Origin of the sequence: Acidiphilium sp. AL (genome assembly GCF_025499445.1) — a bacterium.
Taxonomy (GTDB): Bacteria; Pseudomonadota; Alphaproteobacteria; order Acetobacterales; family Acetobacteraceae; genus Acidiphilium; species Acidiphilium iwatense.
Map to the genome: position 1 here is coordinate 1 of NZ_JAIMBZ010000037.1, position 23,090 is coordinate 23,090.

General features: G+C 64.5%; 21 protein-coding genes, 2 tRNA genes and 1 pseudogene. 7 read left to right on the forward strand and 17 right to left on the reverse strand.

The genetic code is table 11. The features are described from left to right. Window positions 1-85: 85 nt before the first annotated feature. The 7 genes from AiwAL_RS20440 to AiwAL_RS15925 all read right to left on the reverse strand — a co-directional run bounded on the left by AiwAL_RS20440 (window position 86) and on the right by AiwAL_RS15925 (window position 6,433). The gene (locus AiwAL_RS20440) at window positions 86-271 is read right to left on the reverse strand and encodes a DUF6538 domain-containing protein (RefSeq protein ID WP_407932558.1); all 186 of its coding nucleotides are present in this window, start codon (window positions 269-271) and stop codon (window positions 86-88) included. Window positions 272-358: 87 nt separating this feature from the next. Continuing rightward, window positions 359-434 (reverse strand) — tRNA-Glu (locus tag AiwAL_RS15900). A 35-nt stretch (window positions 435-469) separates the two neighbouring features. Continuing rightward, a complete protein-coding gene (gene recJ, locus AiwAL_RS15905; protein ID WP_235705047.1) occupies window positions 470-2,254 on the reverse strand; it encodes a single-stranded-DNA-specific exonuclease RecJ in 1,785 nt (594 codons plus the stop codon). Beyond that, on the reverse strand, window positions 2,239-3,225 hold the full coding sequence (gene glpX / locus AiwAL_RS15910; RefSeq protein ID WP_235705048.1) for a class II fructose-bisphosphatase: 987 nt from the start codon (window positions 3,223-3,225) through the stop codon (window positions 2,239-2,241). Before glpX ends, recJ begins: the two co-directional genes overlap by 16 nt. 30 nt (window positions 3,226-3,255) lie before the next feature. Further along, window positions 3,256-4,548 carry a homoserine dehydrogenase gene (locus AiwAL_RS15915; protein WP_235705049.1) on the reverse strand — a complete coding sequence of 431 codons (1,293 nt, stop codon included), beginning with the start codon at window positions 4,546-4,548 and terminating at the stop codon, window positions 3,256-3,258. Continuing rightward, window positions 4,545-5,762, reverse strand: a complete 1,218-nt coding sequence (locus AiwAL_RS15920; protein WP_235705050.1) for an LL-diaminopimelate aminotransferase — start codon at window positions 5,760-5,762, stop codon at window positions 4,545-4,547. Before AiwAL_RS15920 ends, AiwAL_RS15915 begins: the two co-directional genes overlap by 4 nt. 8 nt (window positions 5,763-5,770) lie before the next feature. Beyond that, window positions 5,771-6,433, reverse strand: a complete 663-nt coding sequence (locus AiwAL_RS15925) for a hypothetical protein (RefSeq protein WP_235705051.1) — start codon at window positions 6,431-6,433, stop codon at window positions 5,771-5,773. A gap of 65 nt (window positions 6,434-6,498) precedes the next feature. Between AiwAL_RS15925 and AiwAL_RS15930 the strand changes: the two genes are divergently transcribed. Genes AiwAL_RS15930 through AiwAL_RS15955 form a run of 6 tightly spaced genes read left to right on the forward strand, consistent with a single transcriptional unit; the run spans window position 6,499 to window position 13,550 of the window. Beyond that, window positions 6,499-8,298, forward strand: coding sequence for an alpha/beta hydrolase (locus AiwAL_RS15930; protein ID WP_235705052.1), 1,800 nt, complete (start codon window positions 6,499-6,501; stop codon window positions 8,296-8,298). Window positions 8,299-8,333: 35 nt separating this feature from the next. Then, window positions 8,334-9,383: a glycosyltransferase family 4 protein gene (locus AiwAL_RS15935; protein ID WP_235705080.1), complete on the forward strand. Its 1,050-nt coding sequence runs from the start codon at window positions 8,334-8,336 to the stop codon at window positions 9,381-9,383. Between the two features lie 7 nt (window positions 9,384-9,390). Beyond that, window positions 9,391-10,713 carry an O-antigen ligase gene (locus AiwAL_RS15940; protein ID WP_262313052.1) on the forward strand — a complete coding sequence of 441 codons (1,323 nt, stop codon included), beginning with the start codon at window positions 9,391-9,393 and terminating at the stop codon, window positions 10,711-10,713. Next, a complete protein-coding gene (locus tag AiwAL_RS15945; RefSeq protein WP_235705054.1) occupies window positions 10,710-11,672 on the forward strand; it encodes a GTP-binding protein in 963 nt (320 codons plus the stop codon). The genes AiwAL_RS15940 and AiwAL_RS15945 overlap by 4 nt, the downstream gene beginning before the upstream one ends. After that, window positions 11,669-12,712, forward strand: coding sequence for a WD40 repeat domain-containing protein (locus AiwAL_RS15950; protein ID WP_235705056.1), 1,044 nt, complete (start codon window positions 11,669-11,671; stop codon window positions 12,710-12,712). Before AiwAL_RS15945 ends, AiwAL_RS15950 begins: the two co-directional genes overlap by 4 nt. 1 nt (window position 12,713) lies before the next feature. Further along, complete coding sequence (locus AiwAL_RS15955) at window positions 12,714-13,550, forward strand: aldo/keto reductase (protein ID WP_235705058.1); 837 nt, start codon at window positions 12,714-12,716, stop codon at window positions 13,548-13,550. On the opposite strand, the gene proB is transcribed toward AiwAL_RS15955, so the two are convergent. The 4 genes from proB to rplU all read right to left on the reverse strand — a co-directional run bounded on the left by proB (window position 13,551) and on the right by rplU (window position 16,351). Next, window positions 13,551-14,693 (reverse strand): glutamate 5-kinase, encoded by a 1,143-nt coding sequence (proB, locus tag AiwAL_RS15960; protein WP_235705060.1) that lies wholly within the window; start codon window positions 14,691-14,693, stop codon window positions 13,551-13,553. Further along, window positions 14,690-15,688, reverse strand: a complete 999-nt coding sequence (gene obgE / locus AiwAL_RS15965) for a GTPase ObgE (protein ID WP_235705061.1) — start codon at window positions 15,686-15,688, stop codon at window positions 14,690-14,692. The genes proB and obgE overlap by 4 nt, the downstream gene beginning before the upstream one ends. A gap of 63 nt (window positions 15,689-15,751) precedes the next feature. Continuing rightward, complete coding sequence (gene rpmA, locus AiwAL_RS15970) at window positions 15,752-16,021, reverse strand: 50S ribosomal protein L27 (RefSeq protein WP_235705062.1); 270 nt, start codon at window positions 16,019-16,021, stop codon at window positions 15,752-15,754. Between the two features lie 15 nt (window positions 16,022-16,036). Beyond that, window positions 16,037-16,351, reverse strand: coding sequence for a 50S ribosomal protein L21 (gene rplU, locus AiwAL_RS15975; RefSeq protein WP_235705063.1), 315 nt, complete (start codon window positions 16,349-16,351; stop codon window positions 16,037-16,039). A gap of 184 nt (window positions 16,352-16,535) precedes the next feature. Between rplU and AiwAL_RS15980 the strand changes: the two genes are divergently transcribed. After that, window positions 16,536-16,625 (forward strand) — tRNA-Ser (locus AiwAL_RS15980). Between the two features lie 312 nt (window positions 16,626-16,937). Here the strand turns inward: AiwAL_RS15980 and AiwAL_RS15985 are convergent. The 6 genes and pseudogenes from AiwAL_RS15985 to AiwAL_RS16010 all read right to left on the reverse strand — a co-directional run. Continuing rightward, window positions 16,938-17,084 (reverse strand): annotated as a pseudogene (locus tag AiwAL_RS15985) (IS256 family transposase); the annotation flags it as partial. A 194-nt stretch (window positions 17,085-17,278) separates the two neighbouring features. After that, window positions 17,279-17,725, reverse strand: a complete 447-nt coding sequence (locus tag AiwAL_RS15990; protein WP_262313053.1) for a hypothetical protein — start codon at window positions 17,723-17,725, stop codon at window positions 17,279-17,281. Window positions 17,726-17,804: 79 nt separating this feature from the next. After that, window positions 17,805-17,948, reverse strand: coding sequence for a hypothetical protein (locus tag AiwAL_RS15995; RefSeq protein ID WP_262313054.1), 144 nt, complete (start codon window positions 17,946-17,948; stop codon window positions 17,805-17,807). Next, entirely contained in the window at window positions 17,945-22,063 is a 4,119-nt protein-coding gene (locus tag AiwAL_RS16000) for a hypothetical protein (RefSeq protein ID WP_262313055.1), read from the reverse strand. The genes AiwAL_RS15995 and AiwAL_RS16000 overlap by 4 nt, the downstream gene beginning before the upstream one ends. A 92-nt stretch (window positions 22,064-22,155) precedes the next feature. After that, window positions 22,156-22,653: a hypothetical protein gene (locus AiwAL_RS16005; RefSeq protein ID WP_262313056.1), complete on the reverse strand. Its 498-nt coding sequence runs from the start codon at window positions 22,651-22,653 to the stop codon at window positions 22,156-22,158. A gap of 241 nt (window positions 22,654-22,894) precedes the next feature. Further along, window positions 22,895-23,074, reverse strand: coding sequence for a hypothetical protein (locus tag AiwAL_RS16010; RefSeq protein WP_235705067.1), 180 nt, complete (start codon window positions 23,072-23,074; stop codon window positions 22,895-22,897). Window positions 23,075-23,090 lie beyond the last annotated feature (16 nt).

The following is a 23,090-nucleotide window of genomic DNA, read 5'->3' on the forward strand; positions in this document are numbered from 1 at the left end:
AAGATGCGCAATCCGCTCCCATTGGTCAGCCCTCAGCCCATAACGCCCCATCGATCAGCCTTTCGGAATGCTGATCTGCTATGAATCAGGAAAACGGTCGCGCCGGAATCCCCCCGGTCAAATGACGACACACCCTAGCTGCCGCTGACTCTCCCGTTCCAAGAGACGCCACCACATGCGTCCGGCCAAGAATGGGAACGATTTCGCGGGGCAACCGAACCCGGAAATAATACCTCTGTCGTCGTCTTTCGACGAAGGAACACAACGTCATCGTGGCTTCCCGTGTGTGGCACAAGCGTGTGTCACATCAGCGGGACGGCACAAAATAAATCGTGGTTTTTCAATAGGTTGTAGGTACTGGTATCCCGTAGGGGATTCGAACCCCTGTTATCGCCGTGAGAGGGCGACGTCCTAGGCCTCTAGACGAACGGGACGGCGGAAGGTTGGGTAGCCGAGCCGGGATATCGGGTCAAGCGGGAGCCGCGTCCACCACGATAAAGCTTATGCTGGTCCTGCCATTCCAGCGATCGGCGCGGAGGTGTCCGGCGAGGTGAAGCGGCGCGCCGCCGGCGGTCAGGAGGGTCTTGGCCAAGGCGTCGTCCTTGGCGCGGAACAGCATGGCTTTCAGGCGTCCGCCGGCCTCGCCCTCGACATAGGCGCGGATGGTGGTTTCGGTTCGGCCGATGCGGTCGGATTTGACGATGCGGGCGCGGGGGATGACGAAAACCGGCTCCTCGTTGCCCGCACCGAACGGGCCGATGCGCTCGATCTGGGCGGCGATGTCGGACGTGGCACCGGCGACGGCGATCGATCCCTCGATCGGCAGTTCCGCCGTGCTGGGCAGTGAGGCCGCGGCGGCGAGGCGGTCGCACAGGAAATTGCGCAGCGCGTCGATTCCGGTTGCCTCCAGCGTAAACCCGGCCGCCATGGCATGGCCGCCACCCTTGATGAGCAGGCCAGTCTGGTGCGCGGCGATGATCGCGGCGCCGAGATCGATGCCGGGAATCGAGCGGCCGGAGCCGGTCGCGCGTCCGGCCTCGATGCCGGCGACCAGGGCAGGGCGATTGAACGCCTCCTTGATCCGGCCGGCGACGATGCCCACGACGCCGGGATGCCACCCCTCACCGGCGATGACCGCGACGGCGGCGCCGGCCGTGAATTGCGCCTCGGCAAGGCGCATCGCTTCGTCGAGCAGGCCGGCCTCGACCGTCTGACGCTGGCGGTTGATGTCATCAAGCGTGCGGGCGAATGCGGTGGCACTGGCCTGATCCTCGGCGAGCAGGGTGCGCAGACCGAGATCGGATTCGGCGATGCGTCCGGCGGCGTTGATGCGCGGGCCGAGTACGAACCCGCAGGTCATCGCCCCCGGCGGCTCGCTGATCTGGGCGACCTCGAGCAGGGCGGCGATCCCGAGGCGCGTGCGGCGGCCCATGATTTTCAGGCCCTGGGCGACGAGGGCGCGGTTCAGCCCGGTGAGCGGCATCACGTCGCACACCGTGGCCAGGGCGACGAGATCGAGCATCGCGAGCAGGTCGGGTTCCTCGCGGTTTGCGAAAAAGCCGCGTTTGCGCAGGGTTCTTTGCGTGGCGATCAAGGTAAGGAACGCGACGGTGGCGGCGCAGACCGAGCCGAGGCCGGAGCGGTCGTCGAGCCGGTTGGGGTTGACGGTGGCCAGAATGTCCGGCGGTACGCCGTCGATTTTGTGGTGATCGAGAACGATGGCGTCGGCGATGCCGGCGAGTGAAGCCAGCGCCTCGTGCGCGGCAGCACCACAATCGACGCAGATGATCAAGCTGGCGCCTTGTGCCACGAGCGCGCGCAAAGCGGGGGCGTTCGGGCCATAGCCTTCGCGGATGCGGTCCGGCACGGTGTTGATGGTGGGCACGCCGAAGGCGCCGAGACCGAGCGTCATGATTGCCCCGCTGCACGCGCCATCGACGTCGTAATCGCCGAAAATACCGATAGTTTCGCCGTTCTGCACCGCGTTGGCGATGCGTGCGGCGGCTTTGTCCATGTCGGTCAGCACCGAGGGATCGGGCAGATAGGCACGCAGGGTGGGGTCGAGGAAATCCGCCGCGCGATCGACCGGAATGTCGCGCGCGGCGAGCAGCCTTCCGATCAGTTCAGGGGCGCCGGTGTGTTCGGCGATCGCCAGAGCCAGCCGGTCTTCCGCGTGGCGCCAGACCCAACGCCGGCCGGTGAGGCTGCGCGCGATGCCGAACGCCGCCTCCGCTCCGGTCAGGACGGCGTCCACGTCTTGGTTTCGAAATTATGATGTGCCTCGATATAGCGCACCGTCCCGGATTTCGAGCGCATGACGGTTGAATGGGTGATCGCGCCGTGACCGAACCGGCGCACGCCGCGCAGCATCGGGCCGGAGGTGACGCCGGTGGCGGCGAACATCACGTCGCCGCGCGCCATATCGGTGAGGGTGAAGATGCGGTTGGGGTCGGTGATGCCCATGTCGCGGGTGCGGGCGATCTGGGCGTCGTCGTCATACAGCAGACGACCTTGCATCTGGCCGCCGATGCAGCGCAGCGCCGCCGCCGCCAGCACGCCTTCCGGCGCGCCGCCCGAACCGATATAGAGATCGATCCCGGCGTCGGGCTGCGCGGTTGCGATCACGCCGGAGACGTCGCCGTCGCCGATCAGGGTGATGCGTGCGCCTGCCTCGCGGCATTTGGCGATGATTTCATCGTGGCGCGGGCGTTCCAGGGTGCAGACCATGAGGTCGGCAATGTCCCGCTTCTTGGCGCGGGCGAGGTTGCGCAGGTTTTCGATGACCGGCGCGTCGAGGACGACCACGCCGTCGGGCAGGCCGGGGCCGACCGCGATTTTGTCCATATAAATGTCGGGCGCGTGAAGGAAATTGCCGCGCTCGGCCAGCGCGATCACCGCGATCGCGTTGGGCGCGCCCTTGGCGGCGATCACCGTGCCTTCGAGCGGATCGACCGCGATGTCCATTTCCGGGCCGCCGGCGCCGACCCGCTCGCCGATATAAAGCATCGGAGCTTCGTCCATCTCGCCTTCGCCGATCACCACAATGCCACTGATCGCCACAGCGTCGAAGGCCTGGCGCATCGCGCCCACCGCCGCGCCATCGGCGCTGTTCTTGTCGCCACGGCCGATCCAGCGCGAGGCGGCGAGGGCGGCGGCCTCGGTCACCCGCACCAATTCGAGGGCGAGGTTGCGATCGGCGAGGGCGGGGTTTTTGTCATTGGGCATGATGAATATCCATCAAAATATCATTTAGATTCAGGCGGGTTCGATGCGGATCAGCGCCGGGGCTTCCAGCACCGAATCGAGGGCGGCGAGTTGATCGAGTGCTGCGCGCATCTCGCTTTCCCGCGTAATATGGGTGACCAGCACCACGGGCACCGCCTCGCCAGGGCTGCGGCCGTGCTGGAGCATCGATTCCAGCGAAATGCCGTGGTCGCGTAGAACCGCGGTGACATCCGCGATCACGCCCGGCTGATCGACCACCATGAGCCGCAGGAAATAGGCGCCGCGATGCGCGCCCATCGGCACCGACTTGCGGTTTTCCAGCGATGCCGTCACCACGCCGAGCATCGGGGTGTCACGCCCGCGCGCCAGATCGATCAGATCGGCGACCACGGCGGATGCGGTGGGCCCGGCGCCGGCACCGCGCCCGGCGAACACGATGGCGCCGACCGGATCGGCCTCGGCCACCACGGCGTTATTCACGCCATCGACATGGGCGAGCGGCGAGGCGAGAGGAACCATAGCCGGATGCACGCGGGTTTCGATGCCGGCCTCGGTCGCCCGCGCGATGCCGAGCAGCTTGATCCGGTAGCCAAGTTCTTCGGCGAAGGCGATGTCGAGCGCGCTGACCCGCCTGATGCCCTCCACATGCACGGCGGCGAAATCGACCTGCCTGCCGAAGGCGATGGCGGCCAGAATGGCCAGCTTATGGGCGGTATCCACCCCGTCGATGTCGAAGGAGGGATCGGCCTCGGCGTAGCCATGCGCCTGGGCGTCGGCCAGGACGGCGGCGAAATCGAGTTTTTCCTGCTGCATCCGCGAGAGGATGTAGTTGCAGGTGCCGTTGAAGATGCCGGTGACGCTGGCGACGCGATTGGCGGCGAGCCCCTCGCGCAACGCCTTGATCACCGGGATGCCGCCGGCGACCGCCGCCTCGAAGCGGATTTTCGCGCCACTCCGCTCGCAACGCGCCGCAAGAGTAGCCCCGTGCTCGGCGATCAGCGCCTTGTTGGCGGTGACCACCGGCTTACCGGCGTCGAGCGCGGACTCGACCAGCGCGCGGGCCGGGCCGTTCGCGCCGCCGATCAGTTCCACCACCACGTTGATCGCCGGGTCGCGCGCGAGGGCGATCGGATCATCGACCCAGCGCAGGCCATGGAGGGTGATGCCCCGGTCGCGCGAGTGGTCCCGCGCGGAGACGGCGACGACCTCGATCGGGCGACCGGCGCGGGCCGCGATGAGTGCCGCATTGTCGCGCAGCAGGCGCAGAACGCCGGCGCCGACCGTGCCGAGACCGGCGATGCCGACCGCCAAGGGTCTGGTCATGCGGTGACAGGCTCGACGGACGAAGGCGAAGCCGTGTTTCCGGGCGCCATGAAGCCGCGAATGTTGCGCACCGCCTGGCGCAGCCGGTGGGTGTTCTCGACCAGCGCGATGCGCACATGGCCGTCGCCATATTCGCCGAAGCCGATGCCGGGGGCGACCGCGACTTTCGCGTGCTCCAGCAGCAACTTCGAAAAATCGACCGAGCCGAGATGAGCGTAGCGCTCCGGGATCGGCGCCCAGGCGAACATCGAGCCGCGCGGAGTCGGCACATGCCATCCGGCCTGGGTAAGCCCCTTGATCAGTACGTCCCGCCGTTCGCGGTACAAGGCACGCATCTGATCGACGCAATCCTGTGGTCCGTTCAGCGCCGCCGTGGCCGCGACCTGGATTGGCGTGAACGCACCGTAATCGAGATAGGATTTCATTCGAGCGAGAGCGGAAATCAGCCGAGGATTACCGGCGGCGAAGCCCATGCGCCAGCCAGGCATGGAATAGGTTTTCGACATCGAGGTGAACTCGACGGTGATGTCTTTCGCGCCCTCGACCTGAAGCACCGATGGCGGAGGCTCGCTCTCGAAGTAGATTTCGGCATAGGCAAGGTCGGAAAGAATGAAGATTTCGTGCTTGCGGGCAAATGCGACGATGTTTTTATAGAAATCGAGCGTTGCCAGATATGCCGTTGGATTTGAAGGAAAATTTACGATCAGCGCGGTGGGTTTCGGCACCGAATGGCGGACCGCGCGGTCGAGCGCCCGCAGCATCTCGTCATCCGGCGTCGCGGGAACCGAGCGCACCGAGGCACCGGCGATGATGAACCCGAACTGGTGGATCGGGTAGGACGGGTTGGGCACCAGAATGGTGTCGCCAGGGCTGGTGATGGCGTTGGCGAGGTTGGCGAGGCCTTCCTTCGAGCCGAGGGTGGCGATGACTTCGGTGTCGGGGTTGAGCTTTACGCCGAATCGCCGGTCGTAATAGGCGGCCAGCGCACGGCGCAGACCGGGAATGCCCTTGCTGGTCGAATAGCGGTGGCTGCGTGGATCGGCCACGGTTTCGATCAGCTTGGCGACGATATGCGGAGGGGTCGGGCTGTCGGGATTGCCCATGCCGAGGTCGATGATATCCTCCCGCGCGGCCCGCGCGGCTGCCTTCGCCTGATTGACCTCGGCGAACACGTAGGGGGGCAGGCGGCGGATGCGATGGAATTCCTCGGTCATGACTTGTCCTAGGTGCGGCTCTGCGCGGGTTGCGGAGCGGAAGCGTATATCAATTGTGCGGCACCACCGCGACCCATCGAGAGAGCCTCGATCCGAATCGCGGATGCGGGGACACCGGCGCGCACCAGTTCGTTCGCGATCGCGGTCGCACGCAACATGGCGAGGTTCAGGCCGGCCGGGGTCTGACGGGGCGCGAAGCCGATCGCCGCGATGTCCGCCGCACCCCGGCGCGCCGCCAGTGCCCGCAGGATAGCGCGCTGCGAGCGCGGCAGGATCGCCTTACCGGGACGGAATCTGATCAATACCGGTTTCGCCCGCGGGGTTGCCGGTGGCTGAGGCGCGGACGGATGCGCGACGCCACCGGCGGGCGCGGACAGGGCGTTCTGACTGGTGTTCGCGGCCTCCAACTGGCCGCGAATCGAGCGCTGTAGGCGTGGTGAGAGCGGTGGCGGCTTCGGCGGGACCGAGGCGAGGTTGGGGTATGGCTCGTCAAGGCCGGGTGGTGGTGGTGGATTATGGGCGATCGCGCCGCCCTCGTAGCGGTGGAACACCGTGACCGGGTTCATGCTGGCACAGCCCGACAGAGCGAGCCCCAGTGCCAGAAGTGCCTTGCCGCGCAACTGGTGTCGGGGCAGGGTTTCAACCTTCGGCGATAAGACGGTATAGATCACATCGGCTCCTCGATCAGCGGGCCTCTTAGCTTAGCGCCTGCAAGCCGGAGCCGGAAGGAGCGCCTATGGCCGATCATCATCATCACGACGGCGGCGACGTCCGCCAGCCGGACCCCGCGGCTTATACCCGCACCATGGCCGATATCGGCGCGCGATCCCAGCGTATCGTCGGCGATTGGCTGAAGCGCCAATCGGAGGCGGGAATCGAGATCGATCCGCACAATATCGGCGGCGCCTTCATGGAAATGACCGCGAGGCTGATGGCCAATCCAAGCCGGCTGATCGAGGCGCAACTGGGGTTGTGGCAGGACTACATGACGCTGTGGCAGCATTCCGCCCGGCGTATGATGGGAATCGAGACGGCGCCGGTGGTGCCTTCCGATCCCAAGGATAAGCGTTTCCGCGACGAGGGCTGGCAGGACAACGAGGTTTTCGATTTTATCCGGCAAAGCTACCTGCTCTCCGCGCGCTTCGTACAAGACGTGGTGAAGCGGGTGGATGGGCTCGACCCGAAGACCGCGCAGAAGGTCGATTTCTATGCGCGTCAGTTCGTTGATGCGATGAGCCCGTCCAATTTCGTGATGACCAATCCGCAGGTGCTGCGCAAGACGATGGAAACCGGCGGGGAGAATCTTCTTCGCGGGCTGAACAATCTGCTGCGCGATCTGGAGGCCGGGCAGGGCCGGCTGCATATCCGCATGACCGATACCGAGGCGTTCTCGGTCGGTGGCAATATCGCGGTGACGCCGGGCAAGGTGGTGTTTCGCAACGCATTGCTGGAGCTGATCCAGTATGCCCCCGCGACCGAAACCGTATCGAAGACGCCGCTGGTGATCTTCCCGCCCTGGATCAACAAATTCTACATTCTCGATCTGCGACCGAACAACAGTTTCATCCGCTGGGCGGTGGAGCAGGGTCATACCGTGTTCGTGGCGAGTTGGGTGAACCCGGACGAGCAGTTGTCAGAGAAGGATTTCGGCGATTACATGAACGAGGGCGTGTTCGCCGCGCTCGATGCGATCGAGCGGGCGACCGGCGAACGGGGCGTGAACGCGATCGGCTATTGCCTGGGCGGCACACTGCTCGCCTCGACGTTGGCGGTGATGGCGCGGCGTGGCGACAAACGCATCAAATCCGCGACGTTTCTGGTGACGCTGACCGATTTTGCCGATGCCGGCGAACTCGGCGTGTTCATCGACGAAGAACAGTTACGCAACCTGGAAGACCGAATGAACCAGCGCGGCTATCTTGAAGGCGCGGAGATGTCGGCAACCTTCAACATGCTGCGGGCGAACGATCTGATCTGGAGTTTCGTGGTCAACAACTATCTGCTCGGCAACGAGGCGTTTCCGTTCGACCTGCTCTACTGGAATTCGGACGCGACGCGGATGCCGGCGGCGATGCATTCGTTTTACTTACGAAATATGTATCAGAAGAATCTTCTGGTCCAGCCGAATGCGCTGACCCTCGACAATACCCCGGTCGATCTGCGGAACATCACGATCCCGGTCTATTTCCTGTCCTGTCGCGAGGATCACATCGCGCCCTGGGCCAGCACCTACAAGGCGACCCAGATCATGGCGGGGCCGAAGCGCTTCGTGCTTGCGGCTTCGGGGCATATCGCCGGTGTGGTCAATCCGCCCGGCGGCGGCAAATACAATCATTTCGTTAACAATTCTTTGCCGGAGACGGGGCAGGACTGGCTCGTGGGAGCGACGGAGGTTGCCGGCTCCTGGTGGCCGGACTGGCAGCATTGGATCGGGGCTCGGGAGAAAAAGCAGGTTCCGGCGCGCATTCCCGGCGATGGCAACCTCACCCCGCTGGCCGACGCGCCGGGTGAGTATGTGAAAGTGCGCTCTGCTTGATTGGTCCCGGCCGGCCGGAGGGTCGGGCTGTCGTGATGGTGCTTCCCGCGCGCGAGGGGTTCGGGCCGGAGCGGGCGGGCGCGATCGCGATGGTCGTCCGCCGCCTCGCCTTAGCCAGCCATGCGCGAGTGATCGGCGGAGCGCAGGCAGATGCGACCTACCAGGACATTATTTTTGAAGCGGTCTCGGGCCGGTCGCCGCTCATTTACGGGCTCGGCGTAATCCGCCGGTTGCGGGTGCTGAGCCCCACGATTATCGAGGTGCATCAGCAACCGCGACTCGCGCGCGCGATCGCCTGGGCACTGCCGAACGCGCGGGTGCTGCTGTTCCTGCACAACGAACCGCTGACCATGCGCGGGCTGCGCAATGTCGCGGCACGGCGGCGCACCCTTGCCTCATTGCATCGCGTGGTCTGCGTGTCGGAGCATTTGCGCGCAAGCTTCGCGAGCGGGCTTTCGGAGACGAGCAATCTCGTCGTGTTGCCGAATCCGCTGACTCTCGCGGAACTGCCGCCGCGCGCGGCGATCCGTTCTCCTGAAATCCTGTTCGCTGGGCGGATCGTCGAGAACAAGGGCATTGCCGATTTCATTGCCGCCTGCGCGGCAACTCTGCCATCATTGTGTGGCTGGTCCGCGCGGATCATTGGCGGCGACCGTTTCGGGTCCGGTAGCCCGGAAACGCCCTATGTCGGTGCGATGCGCAAGGCCGCGCGCGATGCCGGCATCAGGTTCGAGGGTTATCGTCCGCACGCGGCGGTTCTGGCCGCGATGGCGGAGGTCGCGATCGTGGTGGTGCCGAGCCGCTGGCCGGAACCGTTCGGCCTGACCGCGCTGGAGGCGATGGCGAGCGGGGCGGCGTTGATCGTGAGCCGCACCGGGGGCCTGTTGGAGGTTGCCGGTGAGGCGGCGCGCTATGTTCCGCCCGGCGATGTGGCGGCGCTCGCAGCGGCGATCGGCGATCTCGCGACCCACGACGCGGCTCGCGCGGCGCTGGCCAGCGCCGGGATCGCCCGTGCCGCGCAATTTGATACGGCGATCATCAAAGCGCGATTGCAGGCGTTGCGCGGCGTCGAATCGTCGGTATGACCGCCCGATGATCCAAAAGCGCCTATCTCTAAAAAATTTGGCTCTCGCCGCCGCGTTGATCGTGCCGCTCTGCCTGCTTTATGCCCGTGCGGGCGCCGAATTCGCGATCGGTATCGTCGATATCCTGTTTTTCGCGGAGTCGGTGCGACGGCGCGACTGGGCCTGGGCGCGCGCGCCGTGGTTCGTCATCGGGCTGATCTGGTGGGCGGCGGAACTCATCTGCTCCGCGCCGATCCCGGCATTGGGGCTTGGCGCGGCGGGATGGAAGTCGTTTTCCCAGGCACTCGTGCTGATCCGGCTTCTGGTTTTCGCCGTCGCCCTGGGCACCTGGGTGCTCGACACGGCCCCGGCGCGAGCGCGGTTCTGGGCGGTGATCGCCGCATGCGAGGCGTGGATTTTCCTGCAAAGCTGGCAGCAGGAAATCCTCGGCGTGAATATTTTCGGCGCCCATCGCTGGCCGGATGGCGCGTTGACCGGACCGTTCTGGGCACCGCGCGCCGGACCTCCCTATGCGCATCTGCTGTTTCTCGCCCTGTTGCCGGTGATTGCAGCACTTCTGACCCGGCGCAGCACCGCGGCACGGCTCGGCGCTGCCGTGCTGGGCGTTCTCGGCTTTGCGACCGCGCTGATTATCGGCCAGCGGATGCCGTTTCTGCTCGCGGGGCTCGGGCTTGCGGTCGCGGCGCTGATGTTCCGCCCGATCCGGCTGCCCGCGATCGCGCTCGGCGTGCTGGCGCTGCTTGCGATTCCGGCGCTGCGCGTCGTCTCAAAGCCGAGTTTCGACAAGCTTGTGGTCGAGACCAGCCATCAGGTGGGCAATTTCGCGAAAAGCCCATATGGCGAACTTTATACCCGTGCCGCCGTGATGATCGGGCGGTCGCCCTGGCACGGCTACGGGTTCAACGGGTTCCTGTATTTCTGCAAGCAGCCACGGTTCGATGGTGGCCTGCCCGCGCTCGGCATCGGCCCGACCTCGCTCAAGCGCGGCGCGTGCAATATCCATCCTCATAACTTCTATCTCCAGGCCGGAGTCGATGCCGGGATTGGCGGGATGGCGCTGTTCGCGGCCCTGAACATCGCATGGCTTCTGGCGCTGGGGCGCGGCCTGACGCGGCGCGCGGAGCCGATGCGGTTGGGCGCCTTCATCGGCGTGCTCACCTACGCATGGCCGCTCGCCTCGACCGACAATTTCGCCGTGCTGCCGATGGCCGGATGGCTGTTCGTCATGCTCGGGCTGGGGCTCGCCCTGGTAAAGTCTAGCTTGTCCGAACCGGCGTTCCTATATTCGGAGCGACAATGCGAATTTTCAGCCATAGGACCTTTTTCATGACGGATCTTGTGCCGGTTACCGTGCTCACCGGCTTTCTTGGTGCCGGAAAGACCACGCTGCTCAACCGGATTCTCACCGAACAGCACGGCAAGCGCTACGCCGTGGTGATCAATGAGTTCGGTGAACGCGGCGTCGATAACGACCTTGTGGTCGATACCGACGAGGAAGTGTTCGAAATGAACAATGGCTGCATCTGCTGCACGGTGCGCGGCGATCTGATCCGCATCATCGGCGGGCTAATGAAGCGGCGCGATAAATTCGACGGAATTATCGTGGAGACCACTGGGCTCGCCAATCCCGCGCCGGTCGCGCAAACTTTTTTCGTCGATGAGGATGTGAAGGCGAAGACGCGGCTGGACGCGATCGTTACCGTTGTGGATGCGAAGTATCTGCCCGCCCGGCTGCGCGACAGCCATGAGGCGCAGGACCAGATCGCCTTCGCCGATGTGATCGTGCTGAACAAGCTCGATCTTGTCTCGCCCGAGGAACTTGCCGAGGTCGAGGCACAGATCCGCACGATCAACCGCTTCGCTGAAATCCATCATGCGACCCGTGCTGACGTTCCAGCCGACAAACTGCTTGGCATCAATGCGTTCGACCTGAACCGGGTTCTGCAATCGGTGCCTGATTTCCTCGACGACGATGCTCACACCCATGACGAGCACATGACCAGCATCAGTCTTGCCACGAAAACCCCACTCGATGCCGAAAAATTCAACGCCTGGATCGGTGGTGTGCTGGCGACCCAGGGCCAGGACATTCTGCGCACCAAGGGTATTCTCGATTTCACCGGCGAGGATCGGCGCTTCGCCTTCCAGGCCGTTCATATGATGGCCGATGGCGATTATATCGGGAGGTGGAAACCGGACGAGGCGCGCGAAAGCCGCATCGTGTTCATCGGCCGCGACCTCAACCGCCCGCAATTGCGGCGCGGCTTCGAGAGTTGCGTCGCCGCATGAGCGGGCTGCTCGATGCTAACGAGATGCTCGACAAACGCGGCGTCAGTGCCACGTTCGACGCTTTCGTCACCGGAGCCTGCTTCGATCGGGCGGGACGATATTTTACCGCTTCGCTCGGCGACGGACGTGTCGTGGTTCGTGACGTTATCGCCGGGAGCTGGACGGATCACGCGATGCACGACGGCGCGGTGCTCGCGATCGCCCCCGACATCGATGCGCATGGTGTCCTCACCGGCGGCGATGACGGCAGGCTACGCCGCCTCGATCCGGTCAGTGGGATTGCGTTGGATATTGCATCCTACGGGATGAAATGGGTCGAGCATGTCGCGAGTATCGCCGACCGCCGCGCACCGGTCCGCGCGGCTGCCGTCGGGCGCAATATTCTGCTCCTCGACGGGCAGGGGGGATTGGTCCGAATCCTTACGCATCCGTCCACTGTTTCGGGAATTGCATTCGATACGAAAGGTCGACGCATCGCCGCATCGCACTATAACGGCGCCTCTGTCTGGTTCGTGCGCTCGGACAACGCGAAGCCGCAGGTTTTCGAATGGAAGGGCAGCCATATCGGCATCGCTCTTCACCCCGATCTTGCGGCGGTGGCGACCGCCATGCAGGAAAACGCGCTGCACGGCTGGCGTTTGCCTGACGGTCAGCACATGCGCATGAGCGGCTACCCGGCGAAGCCGGAATCGATCGGGTTCACCCGTTCGGGCAAATGGCTCGCGAGTGCTGGTGCCGAGGCGATCGTGCTCTGGCCGTTCTTCGGCGGTGGACCGATGGGCAAGGTTCCCCTCGAACTCGCCGCCGGCGAGACCATCATCAAGCGTGTCGCCTGTCATCCGCAGCACGAGGTGGTCGCAGCGGGTTACGCCGACGGTTCGGTGATTGTTGCCGATATCGCCCGCGAGCGCATCCTATCAATCGCAGCACCCGGACGTGGTGCGATTTCCGCGCTTGGTTGGAGCGCAGACGGTGCCTATCTAGGCTTCGGCACCGGGACGGGATTTATCGCGGTTGTCGATTTTTCAAGGAAGGATTGAGATGACCAAGATTGCGACGGTCGGCGCGAACGGTCTCGCGATGCCCAAGCTTGGACTCGGCACTTGGCGGATGAGCGGCAAGGAGTGCCAGACGAGCATCGCCCGCGCTTTGGCACTCGGATATCGCCATATCGATACGGCCGAAATGTATAACAACGAAGCGGCGGTGGGTGCCGGTATCGAGGCCAGCGGCATTCCCCGCGGCGAGATTTTTCTGACAACCAAGGTATGGTACGAAAATCTCGCACCGGACGCGATTCGCCGCGCCATCGAATCGAGTCTTGCCAAACTGCGCACCAGCTACGTCGATCTCTATTTGATTCACTGGCCGTCAGCCTCGATGAATCTTCCGGCGGCGCTCGAGACCATGGCGCATCTGAAATGCGAAGGCACGGTCAAACATTTTGGCGTCGCGAACTTCACCGTGGCTTTGCTGTGTCAGGCAGCCGAGATAATCGGCGCCGAAATCGCCTGCAATCAGATCGAATATCACGTCTTGCTCGATCAGAGTGCAGTACTCGACTACGCGCGGCGCCACGGCATTGTGGTGACCGCCTATTGTCCGCTGGCGCAGGGTCGCCTCAGTGATTATGATGGCCTCGCCGGGATTGCCACGAAACATGGCGTAACCCCGGCACAGATCGCACTGAAATGGCTGCTCGATCAGGACGGTGTGGCGGCAATCCCCAAGGCGACGCGGGCCGAGAGCCAGCAGGCCAATCTCGCCGCACTCGATATCGTGCTCGACGACGAGGATCGTTCGGTGATCGCGTCTTTGCCCAAGACTCAACGTTGTGTCGATCCCGGTTTCGCACCGCAATGGGATAGGGTAGCCTGATCAGGTTGAACCGGTAAGCAGAACGAGATCGTCGCGATGCACGATCTCGTCCCTGCCGCGCCAACCGAGCAGCGTTTCGATTTCATCGGTACGATGTCTTGCGATCAGCCGTGAATCGGCGCTGGAATAGGCGACGAGTCCGCGTGCTAGCACAATGGCATCCGGTCCGACTATGTCTACAGGGTCGCCGCGTTCGAAATCCCCGGTGACACCGTTAACGCCGGCGGGCAGCAAAGATGATCCGCGTGTGATCGCACGCGCCGCCCCGGCGTCAACCGCTAGCTGTCCCATCGGTGCAAGCGAGCCAGCGATCCAGCGCTTGCGCGCCGATCGGCCACCGGGTTGCGGCAGAAACCAAGTGCAACGAGCTCCAGCCTGCAAGCTGGCGAGCGGGTGTTCGACATGGCCAAGCGCGATCGCCATGGCGCAACCGGCCTGGGTCGCTATCCGCGCCGCGACCAGTTTGGTTCGCATTCCGCCCGAGGAGTAACCGGGCGGCGGCGCACCGCCCATCGCTTCGATATCCGATGTGATCGCCTCGATCACCGGCAAATGCCGCGCGGCCGGATCGCGTTTCGGATCGGCGGTGTAGAGTCCGTCGATATCCGAGAACAGTACGAGCTGATCCGCCCCGACCATCTCGGCGACGCGCCCGGCCAGCCGGTCGTTGTCGCCGAAGCGGATTTCACCGGTTGCTACTGAATCGTTCTCGTTGATCACCGGAATCGTATTGAGTTCGAGCAGGGTGCGCAGCGTTGCGCGGGCATTGAGGTAGCGGCGCCGATCCTCGGTATCGCCGAGGGTGAGCAGCAATTGCGCGGCGATCAGGCCGTGAGCCGAGAGGGCCTCACTCCATGCCTGCGCCAACCGGATCTGTCCCACCGAGGCAGCCGCCTGCTTTTCCTCAAGGCGCAGGCGTTTCTGGGTCAGGCCAAGCTGCCGGCGCGCGATCGCGATCGCTCCCGAGGATACTACGATCACTCCTACGCCACGCGCGCGCAGTGCCGCGATGTCGGCAGCCATCCCGTTCAGCCAGGAGGAGCGCGGAGTCGCCGCCTCGGGATCGACGATGAGCGTGCTGCCGATCTTCACCACCAGCAATTTTGCGCCGGCCAGAGAAGGGGACACACGCGGCGCGATCATTTCCGGTGTTCGGCGATCATGGCGAACGTTTCCCGCAACACCACGTCAACGCCTTGCCGCGCTGCCGCCGATATCACCATCACCTGCCGGCCGGAAGCGCGGGCGAGGGCGGTGCGGCGGGCGGATATTTCGCGGGGGGTCATCGCGTCCATCTTGTTGAGCACAAGCAATTCGGGTTTGGCCGAAAGGCCCGCGCCATAGGCGTCGAGCTCCGCGCGGATCGTGCGCCAGGCATCGACCACGCCGCCCGCCGCGCCATCAATCAGGTGGATCAGCGCGGCGCAGCGTTCGACGTGGCCGAGAAACCGATCACCCAGCCCGGCGCCTTCGTGCGCACCCTCGATCAGGCCGGGAATGTCGGCGAGCACGAATTCCTCGGTCATCGACAGGCGCACCACTCCGAGCTGGGGATGCAGCGTGGTGAACGGGTAATCGGCGATTTTCGGCCGAGCGGCTGAGGCAGCGGCAAGGAACGTCGATTTGCCGGCATTGGGCAGCCCGACCAGTCCGGCGTCGGCGATCAGCTTCAACCGCAGCCAAACCCAGCGTTCCTCGCCGGGCCAGCCGGGATCGGCGCGGCGCGGCGCGCGGTTGGTCGAGGTTTTGAACATCGTGTTGCCATGCCCGCCGTCGCCGCCGCGCAGCAGAACGATACGCTTGCCCGGAGCATCAAGGTCGGCGAGCAGGGTTTCGCGGTCGTCGTCGAGGATTTGGGTGCCGATCGGCACCTTGATGAGCAGGGTGGGGGCGGCAGCGCCGGTGCAATCGCGCCCCGCGCCGTTGCCACCCTTGCGAGCGCGGAAATGTTGGGTGTAGCGGAAGTCGATCAGCGTATTGAGGTTCTCGACCGCCTCGAACACGATGTCGCCGCCTCGTCCGCCATTGCCGCCATCGGGGCCGCCGAACTCGATATATTTCTCGCGCCGGAACGCGACCACGCCGTTGCCGCCGTCGCCCGAACGCAGATAGATCTTGGCCTGGTCGAGGAATTTCATGGCATTGCACAGACAAAAAAGGCCGGCGCGAGCCGGCCTTCCCTGTCCTGGTCCGGGACCGCCTTATTCGGCCGCGATCGGCATCGGCTCGACCGACACATGGACCCGACCCTCACCTTTACGCTGGAACTTCACGCGCCCATCGACCAGGGCGAAGATCGTATGATCCCGCCCGAGGCCGACATTGGTGCCTGGCTTCACCTTGGTGCCGCGCTGGCGAATGATGATGTTTCCGGCAACGACCTGTTCGTCGCCGAATTTCTTGACGCCGAGTCGGCGCCCCGCGGAATCGCGGCCGTTGCGCGATGAACCGCCGGCTTTTTTATGAGCCATTGAAAAACTCCTCTCTCAGGCCGCGTTGATGCCGGAAACGCGCAGCACGGTAATGGGCTGGCGATGGCCGTTCTTGCGGCGGCTGTTCTGCCGGCGGCGCTTCTTGAAGATGATAACCGTGTCAAGCCGGTCCTGCGCGATGACCGTTGCCGTCACGGTCGCACCATCGACGTTGGGCTTGCCAAGGGTGACACCGGCATCGCTGCCGACGGCGAGGATATCGGTGAAGGTGATGGTACTGCCCGCTTCGGCTTCGAGCTTCTCCACCTTGAGCACCGCGTCCGGCATGACGCGATATTGTTTTCCGCCGGTGCGGATCACTGCGAACATCGGTAAGGTCCAATTCTATCTGCAACGCCGCGCGGGCGGACAAAACAACACAGCGCGAGACCTTTCGGAATCGCGGCGATGTCAGGCTTATAGTCGGCCCGCCCGAACTGTCAATTGACGCAGTCCGTTCCATGCGCATGAGGTTGCCTGGCGCAAAGGCTCCGCCTATAACGCCCGCCGACGCGGAGAGGTGCCGGAGTGGTCGATCGGGACGGTCTCGAAAACCGTTGTACCTTCACGGGTACCGTGGGTTCGAATCCCACCCTCTCCGCCAGACCTGTCTTTCAAGCCATTGAAAAGATTAACAAATAAATCGTTACGGACGCGGCGGGTGACAATAGGTAGGACATTCCCGGCGCGAATTGTGCCGAATGATGGTGCAGCGAAACGGATTGCTCGCGGTTGCGTGATCGCGTGTTACAGGTCGTCGGGACGCAACCCGGTATGCTTCGCGATCCGTTCAAAAGCGCGGAGAACGCGGCGCGCTTTCGTTGTCTGCGGGTGATCGCCCGCGAAGATCGTGTCCCCAGGCGTGGTGTAGAATTGGCTACTTCATCACGCTCTCCGGCTGGGTTGGCCGGTATTATCAGGCTGCCGTGGCGGGCAGCTTGATGATGGGTTGATCGCACAAACTGGCGATGGTTTCCAGGGTCATGTAGCGTCCGCGCTGCACGGTCCATTCGTCGTTTTGTTCGAGCAGGATGGCGCCTGGGTGCCGGCCAATATGAGCATCGACATTTCTTCGCAGATGCCAAAAGGACCGTGGGAGATTGGCGTCATGGCGTATCCGCAGGGCTTCCCGCTTTAACCGACTCGCTGATGGAGTAGTCCAATTTGAGCAGCCGCTCAGGAAAAATGCGACGTTATCAGCCTACGGGGTTCAGGGCTGAAAGGCTGCGCTACCCCGTGAGGCGAACGCTTAGGATTTTAGAAGAACACTATTGAACTCATCGCCGTGATGCCAACACGCCCGCCCTCGGTTCTTACAAGGACGACGGTCTCGTTCATATCATCCTGCATCGACTTAATCACAAGAACAGCCGCGTTGCTAGGGACTATGCGGCACAACTCTCTTTGTACTGTCTGGAGTCCATCGGAGTCTCTCTTTATTGCGGCCCAGTAGTTGAAAGCCTTGTTAGGATCGGTTTCGCGGAACTTCTGGAAATTGCCCATGTCTTTTTCTTCTTGTATAACGAAGTCAATACGCTTGTTCCAAACCTCTAGGCTGGGACAGACAACCACCCCTCCCCCGGGCACTTGATTGCTGACCCATCCGAGTTTTGGAAGGTGCCGGGGAGGGTTTGTCGCGTTTCCGGTGCCCTGTGCATGCACCGGACCAGCGGCGGAGATAAAGAGCAGGACGACAAAGGCCATACGCATCGTTTCTCCCTTTCGTCGTTATGGAACGTACAAAGTCGGTTGAAGCGAGTCTGACGGCAGTGATCACATGACTCTAAGCCGCGAGGGCGGTCGAGACCGGCGCCACATAAGCGGTCAGTTCGACCTCATCGGCCGCGATCGGGAGCACAGTTGTCCTGGCGCAAGCGGCCAGACTGAGAGCAGTCAATCCCAGAAGCAAGCTTGCCCGGAGCGTCATGGCCTGATTTCCTGATTCCCGAAATACCCGTTTTGCGGCAAGCCGGGGTCGCGTCGCCGGTCCGCTCTGGCAGCGGTTGTCGAAAGGAATAGTCTCGAAGCGATGCGCTGCCCGGCAGCGGGCGTGGCGGCCTGCCGTGCCATCCAGTCGGCGGTGGCCGGATCGGCGATGATGCGATCGACCATGGCGCCCAGACTGTCCATCCGGTTCACGATGAGGCTCCGCAGTAAGCCTAGCCCGGCTTCCGCAGCAATCGTGCCCATCGCGCCGTGAACCTCCCAGCCGAGCGCCCCCGCCATGATCTGCGGCGTGAGATGGCGCGCCCCATGGCCGGCGAGCGCCTCTGCCAGGCGCCCGAAGACGGATTGCCTCGACGTTGCCGCCATCCGATTGAGCACGGCCATTTGCTGCGGTGTGAGCACCTGAGCCAGTGCCGTGCGATCGCGTTTCAGCACGTCGCCCAGCCGGGCGCCCGGATTGCCGCCGTGCATTTTCTGCCCGATCCAATCGGCGACCCCTCGGCGCAGCCCGGCTTCCGCGTAGGCATCCCCCTTCACCAGCGCGGCAAGATCGCGCATCGACGTGACGGGATCATTGGTCGCGGTGCGGCCCATCGCCCGGCCGATCGCGGTTTGAGGATCGCCCTGCAGAAAGAACCGAGCCGCCGAGCGCTCATAGGTTTCGCGCTGCGCCAGATGGGCCGCAGTGGCGTCGTCCATGGCACGCTGCGCGGCGGCGGCATCGGCGAACCGCCCGGCGATGTCTGGCGCTACTGCTAGTGCCGCCCGGTGCTGCGCCGCCCATCCCTGGTAGCCGCCGGGGGACAATCGGCCAGTGCGCCCGTGCCGCGCCATCAGGTCATCGGCAATGTGGTCCTGCATCGCCTGCATCGCCTCGGGCGTGCCGCCGGTCTGCGTAATATAGTCCCGGATTGCATCGGCGCCCGCCGGTCCTGCTTTCCAGTAGTGACGCATAACAGTGGCGTCGCTGTTTCCCGACGCGGCCCGCAATTGCTGGTCGAGGCTTTCACGCTGCGCCCGCAATTCCGTCAGCCGATCGGCGGCGTCCGCGACCGTGCCGAACCGATCGCGCAGCCCGAGCGCATCGAGTGGTTCCGCATGATCGGTGATCCATTTGCGCCATTTCACCGAATTGATCGAGCCGCTCGGATTGGTCGCCTTGGCGCGAAGATCGCGGGCGGCATGTTCGGCCAGCAGGTCGCGGGCTTCCGCATCACCCCCGGTCGCGGCGATGAAATTTCCCGCATCGCGCCCGGCGTTCCGGCCGGAATGAAAGAACCGCCGCGCGACATCCTCATCCCCGACGGCGTGACCGCCGCCGAAGGGGCCGCGTTTCAGCACTTCAGCTGCCGCCGTGCGGTCGCCGAAAATTCCCTTGTAATCCCGCCAATCCGCCCGCGCCGAGGCGTAGCGCTCCGCCGTCGAACCGGTTGTAGTCGAATCGGGCGCCCCTGCATCGGGCTCGGCCCCGTCGAGCGCCGCGAAGTCGGGCGCCTCGGTTGCCCAGGGCGGCGGCAACTCGCCGAGCATCTGCGCCTCGGTCGCCGCCACCGCTTGGCGCACAGCCTCATCAGGGTGAACATCGGAATGCAGTATCAAATCCACCGCGTGCTGATGCTCGGGAGGGGTCAACACGAAACCGTAGCCGCGCGCGCTCGCTGCAACGTCCTGGGACGCTCGTTCGCGATAATAGGGCTCAAGGTCGCCTTCCCCGGCGCGGCTCATCTGGGCGTCGGCCGCATCCTCGGGCCGGTAGACCCGATTGCCGCGCAATTCGGCGTCCACCTGGTCGAGAAGGTCCGCGATCGTGCTGCCGGGCGGCAGATAGCCGACTTCCTCGGCGGCTTCACGCGCTCGGTCGAGCGTCAGGCCGCGCCGGTTCACCAGTCCAGGACGCCCGATCCGAGCATCCATCGCTTCAAGATCACCATTCGGACGCACGCCGCCCTTTGCGACCAGAAATGAAAGCAAAGACTGAGGGCGCCTTACTGATAGCCGTGACGTGCCCGCCAGATTTTCGCCGCCTCTATAGCCTGGGGAGATGCTCCCTTGGCCCTCAGCGTCGCGTCCTGCGTCTCGTGCAGGACGTAGGACATCGCCGCCGCCGGGTTGCTGGCGTAGCTGCGGATGAACAGGTCCAGATTGTCCGCTCGTTCCTCCGCCGAGGTCGCTTGCGGTGTCGGCGGGTGGGGCGCTTCCAGAAACTCCTTCCGGGACCGAAAGGTCTGAAAATAAGGTTTGCGCGGGGTTGATTCGTCCATTGTTCACTTCCCTTTCTTCATCCGCCGCGCGGTTTTCCACCGCATTCTCGATCGCGTCATCGACGCCGTCGCGCAGGGAGCCCAGGCGCCCCATGGCGCGACCATCACTCCGCAAGTCGTTCATCGAGCCGCTGATATTGCTGCGCAGGGTTTTCAGCGTGTCGAAGTCCACGGTGCGCGGCCATTTCTGAATGAGGTCATGCAATTCCGCCTCGCGAGCCGTCAGCCGGTCGCCGCCCATCAAATTCAGCGATGCCGCCGCATCGGCCGCCGCCCGTTTGACCGGAGCCGCGTTGAACCGCAGATCGCCGTTCCGCTGCGCGAGGTTCCAAAGCTCGTTTGCCTGGCGCTCGCGTTCGGCATCGGCGCCCCGCACGAAGCCGCGCAGCCGGGCACCGATCTCGCCCCGGCCAGCCGGCGTTTCGCCGCCGATCCCGGCAACGTGCTGGTCAAGTTCCGCCTGTGCCGCCGCCTCGGCCTGATGCGCAGCCGCCAGTGCCGGGGCGTGGCGGGCCGCGATTTCGGCGCGGGCGGTCTGGCCGGCCTCTTCCGGGGAAGCGCCAATTATCTGAGCCAGAAGCTCGCTCGCCCGAGTGCGCGCAGCAGTAATCGCGGCCGAATGCGCGGCGTCGATGTCATTGAGCCGCGCCCTGAATGCGTCCGCGATCGCCGCCGGGCTTCCCTCGGTCAGTGGTATTTTCGCGCCGCGCACCAGTGATGCGACCACCCGCGCACCGCCCCGCGCCGCCCCCGCCACCCCCGCCGCGCCGATCCCGCCGACAAGCGATCCAACAACCCCGCCGATTACTGGATGACCCCATTCCGAACCGACCGACTGCCCGACATCCTGGCCGACGCCCGCGCCGGCACCCATCACCCCGAGACCGCCAAGGTCAGCCGCACGACTTGCCAGTGTCGCCTCATCCGCGCCGGGGATCAGAGCGCCGACCGCGAACGGCCCCATCTCGCCGATACCTTGCACCGCTTCGCCGACCAGGGTTTTGGGGTGGGTCCGATTGGCCCACCCGGTCAGACGAGCGACCGGTTTCACCACCGAGGCGGGCAGCACGCCGGCCGCTATCTTGTTCACGGTCAAGCCGGTGCGCGGCGCGTTCACCACCGGCGCGTGTCCGAAGCGCGTTCGGTAAGGCGCCAGCACGTTCTCGGTATCGGGGTTCAATACGCTGTTCGCCACGTCCGCGATGGGCGCCGCGATGCCCTCTACTCCCTTGACTGCGCCGGCGCCGATGTCGCGCCAGAGCCCCGGATGCGCCGGTCCGGCGTTCGCGGGTGCCGTTGCTGCCGTGGGGTTCGCCGCCATCGCCTGGAGGGCGCGAAGCGCCGCCAGCCCCGCAGCGGTGGGCGCCGGGGTAGCCAATGGGGTGGTCGGCCCCGGCGCACCCAGTGCGGGGCTCGGCGTCCCACCCGAAGGAGAGGGGGCGGACGTTCCCATCGCCTGCAAGGCGCGCAGCGCGGCGAGACCGGCTGCGCTCGGACCAGCAGGGCCGGGAGCGGAAATCGCCCGCGCCGGTGCCACCACCCGCCCCTGATGCGGCGCCGCCGCTGCCTGATCCGGCGCCGGGATCGGTGTTCGATTGCCTGATCCGGCCCGCAACGCGGCGGACGGCGCAAGCGGAGTAGCGCGGATCGGCGCGAGCGGCGGCACCGTGTGCCCACCCGAATCCCCGCTGAACACCGTCCCCATCGGGCTCGGCACGGGGCGCGGCGCCCCGATCACCGACAGAAGATTTTGCGGCAGCGCTCCGCCGGCCGCACGCGGTTGTCGTATCGAGCGATGGGCTTCGAGCACGGCTTCATAAATCGCGCGGTTCATCGCGGTTTCCCTTTGCGACAGTCAGGTCGAGCGGCCAGACAGGTTCAGACAACGAAACAATATCACAACATAAATACCCAGTTTCACTTTTCTCAACCGTCGTCCGCAAACCCGTCGATCATGCCACCCGCCAGGCCACCCGCCGGAGTACGCGGCGCCCCGAGCTTCTCCAACACCGCCAGTTCCGCATCCGTCAGACCGCTCAAATCCAGTTCTGGCTCCCGATCTTCCGCGTCCATCCGCTCTCTCGGCTTGCCCCAAGCCCGATTATTTAATTCTTGAATCGCAACAATCCGGGCGCGGCTGTCCTCGCCCGGATCAGACGCAATCTTGATGAGAATGCGGGTCGCCTCAGGTGAAAACTCCCGGCAGATGGCCAGAACCTCCGCCCATTTGACCCCTTGATGTCCGCCCGGATTGCCACTTTTCCCCTTCTGCCAAGGCATAATCCACCCGTTGCCGTGCCGAGGAATGCACGCACCGGCCGGCAGCGGCCGATTCAGTGGGATTACAGACTTCCGCTCCTTCCTCACGCGCGCGACCCCCCCAGAGCCGCCGTTTAAGCCATTTTTCCGGCCCTTTTCGCTCATGGCCCGACCCTTTCGGCGAGCGAGGCACGGAGAAAAGTCGTATTCTCGGTGTGGGGGGTTAATCGGTATCGGGGTTCAATCAGCACCAAAGTCGTCGCCAGGATCAGTGTGCGGGTCATGTCAAGTCCTTTCGATACGATTACGGAACGGGTTGCTGAATTTGCAGCGCGGATGCTCGGGGCATGGGATAGGAGTTTGAGCGCCCAGCCTAGGGGGTGGGGTGGGGGTCTGCGATCTGTGGCTACGCATCTCGGAAAATCCAGTCGAACAGGTGATAAAGGGCGCGCGCGACGGCGGCGGGATCGTTCTCGGAGCCGGGTTCGAGCAGCCGTTGCCGGACCAGGGCTGAGCGCTCGCTTTCGCGGATTTCGACGGAGACGAATAGAAGTTTATTGCGGCGTCGATCGCGGGTGCGAGCCATGCGCGCGGCCGCCGGA

Bases quoted from the DNA above. Each gene is read 5' to 3' on its own strand.
- rpmA (WP_235705062.1), bottom strand. From the start codon at position 16,021: ATGGCTCATAAAAAAGCCGGCGGTTCATCGCGCAACGGCCGCGATTCC.
- AiwAL_RS15920 (WP_235705050.1), bottom strand. From the start codon at position 5,762: ATGACCGAGGAATTCCATCGCATCCGCCGCCTGCCCCCCTACGTGTTC.
- glpX (WP_235705048.1), bottom strand. From the start codon at position 3,225: ATGCCCAATGACAAAAACCCCGCCCTCGCCGATCGCAACCTCGCCCTC.
- AiwAL_RS15945 (WP_235705054.1), top strand. From the start codon at position 10,710: ATGACGGATCTTGTGCCGGTTACCGTGCTCACCGGCTTTCTTGGTGCC.
- AiwAL_RS15995 (WP_262313054.1), bottom strand. From the start codon at position 17,948: ATGACGCTCCGGGCAAGCTTGCTTCTGGGATTGACTGCTCTCAGTCTG.
- AiwAL_RS15915 (WP_235705049.1), bottom strand. From the start codon at position 4,548: ATGACCAGACCCTTGGCGGTCGGCATCGCCGGTCTCGGCACGGTCGGC.
- AiwAL_RS15940 (WP_262313052.1), top strand. From the start codon at position 9,391: ATGATCCAAAAGCGCCTATCTCTAAAAAATTTGGCTCTCGCCGCCGCG.
- AiwAL_RS15955 (WP_235705058.1), top strand. From the start codon at position 12,714: ATGACCAAGATTGCGACGGTCGGCGCGAACGGTCTCGCGATGCCCAAG.
- AiwAL_RS16005 (WP_262313056.1), bottom strand. From the start codon at position 22,653: ATGAGCGAAAAGGGCCGGAAAAATGGCTTAAACGGCGGCTCTGGGGGG.
- rplU (WP_235705063.1), bottom strand. From the start codon at position 16,351: ATGTTCGCAGTGATCCGCACCGGCGGAAAACAATATCGCGTCATGCCG.
- AiwAL_RS15990 (WP_262313053.1), bottom strand. From the start codon at position 17,725: ATGGCCTTTGTCGTCCTGCTCTTTATCTCCGCCGCTGGTCCGGTGCAT.
- AiwAL_RS16000 (WP_262313055.1), bottom strand. From the start codon at position 22,063: ATGAACCGCGCGATTTATGAAGCCGTGCTCGAAGCCCATCGCTCGATA.
- AiwAL_RS15935 (WP_235705080.1), top strand. From the start codon at position 8,334: ATGGTGCTTCCCGCGCGCGAGGGGTTCGGGCCGGAGCGGGCGGGCGCG.
- obgE (WP_235705061.1), bottom strand. From the start codon at position 15,688: ATGAAATTCCTCGACCAGGCCAAGATCTATCTGCGTTCGGGCGACGGC.
- AiwAL_RS20440 (WP_407932558.1), bottom strand. From the start codon at position 271: ATGACGTTGTGTTCCTTCGTCGAAAGACGACGACAGAGGTATTATTTC.
- AiwAL_RS16010 (WP_235705067.1), bottom strand. From the start codon at position 23,074: ATGGCTCGCACCCGCGATCGACGCCGCAATAAACTTCTATTCGTCTCC.
- AiwAL_RS15930 (WP_235705052.1), top strand. From the start codon at position 6,499: ATGGCCGATCATCATCATCACGACGGCGGCGACGTCCGCCAGCCGGAC.
- proB (WP_235705060.1), bottom strand. From the start codon at position 14,693: ATGATCGCGCCGCGTGTGTCCCCTTCTCTGGCCGGCGCAAAATTGCTG.
- AiwAL_RS15950 (WP_235705056.1), top strand. From the start codon at position 11,669: ATGAGCGGGCTGCTCGATGCTAACGAGATGCTCGACAAACGCGGCGTC.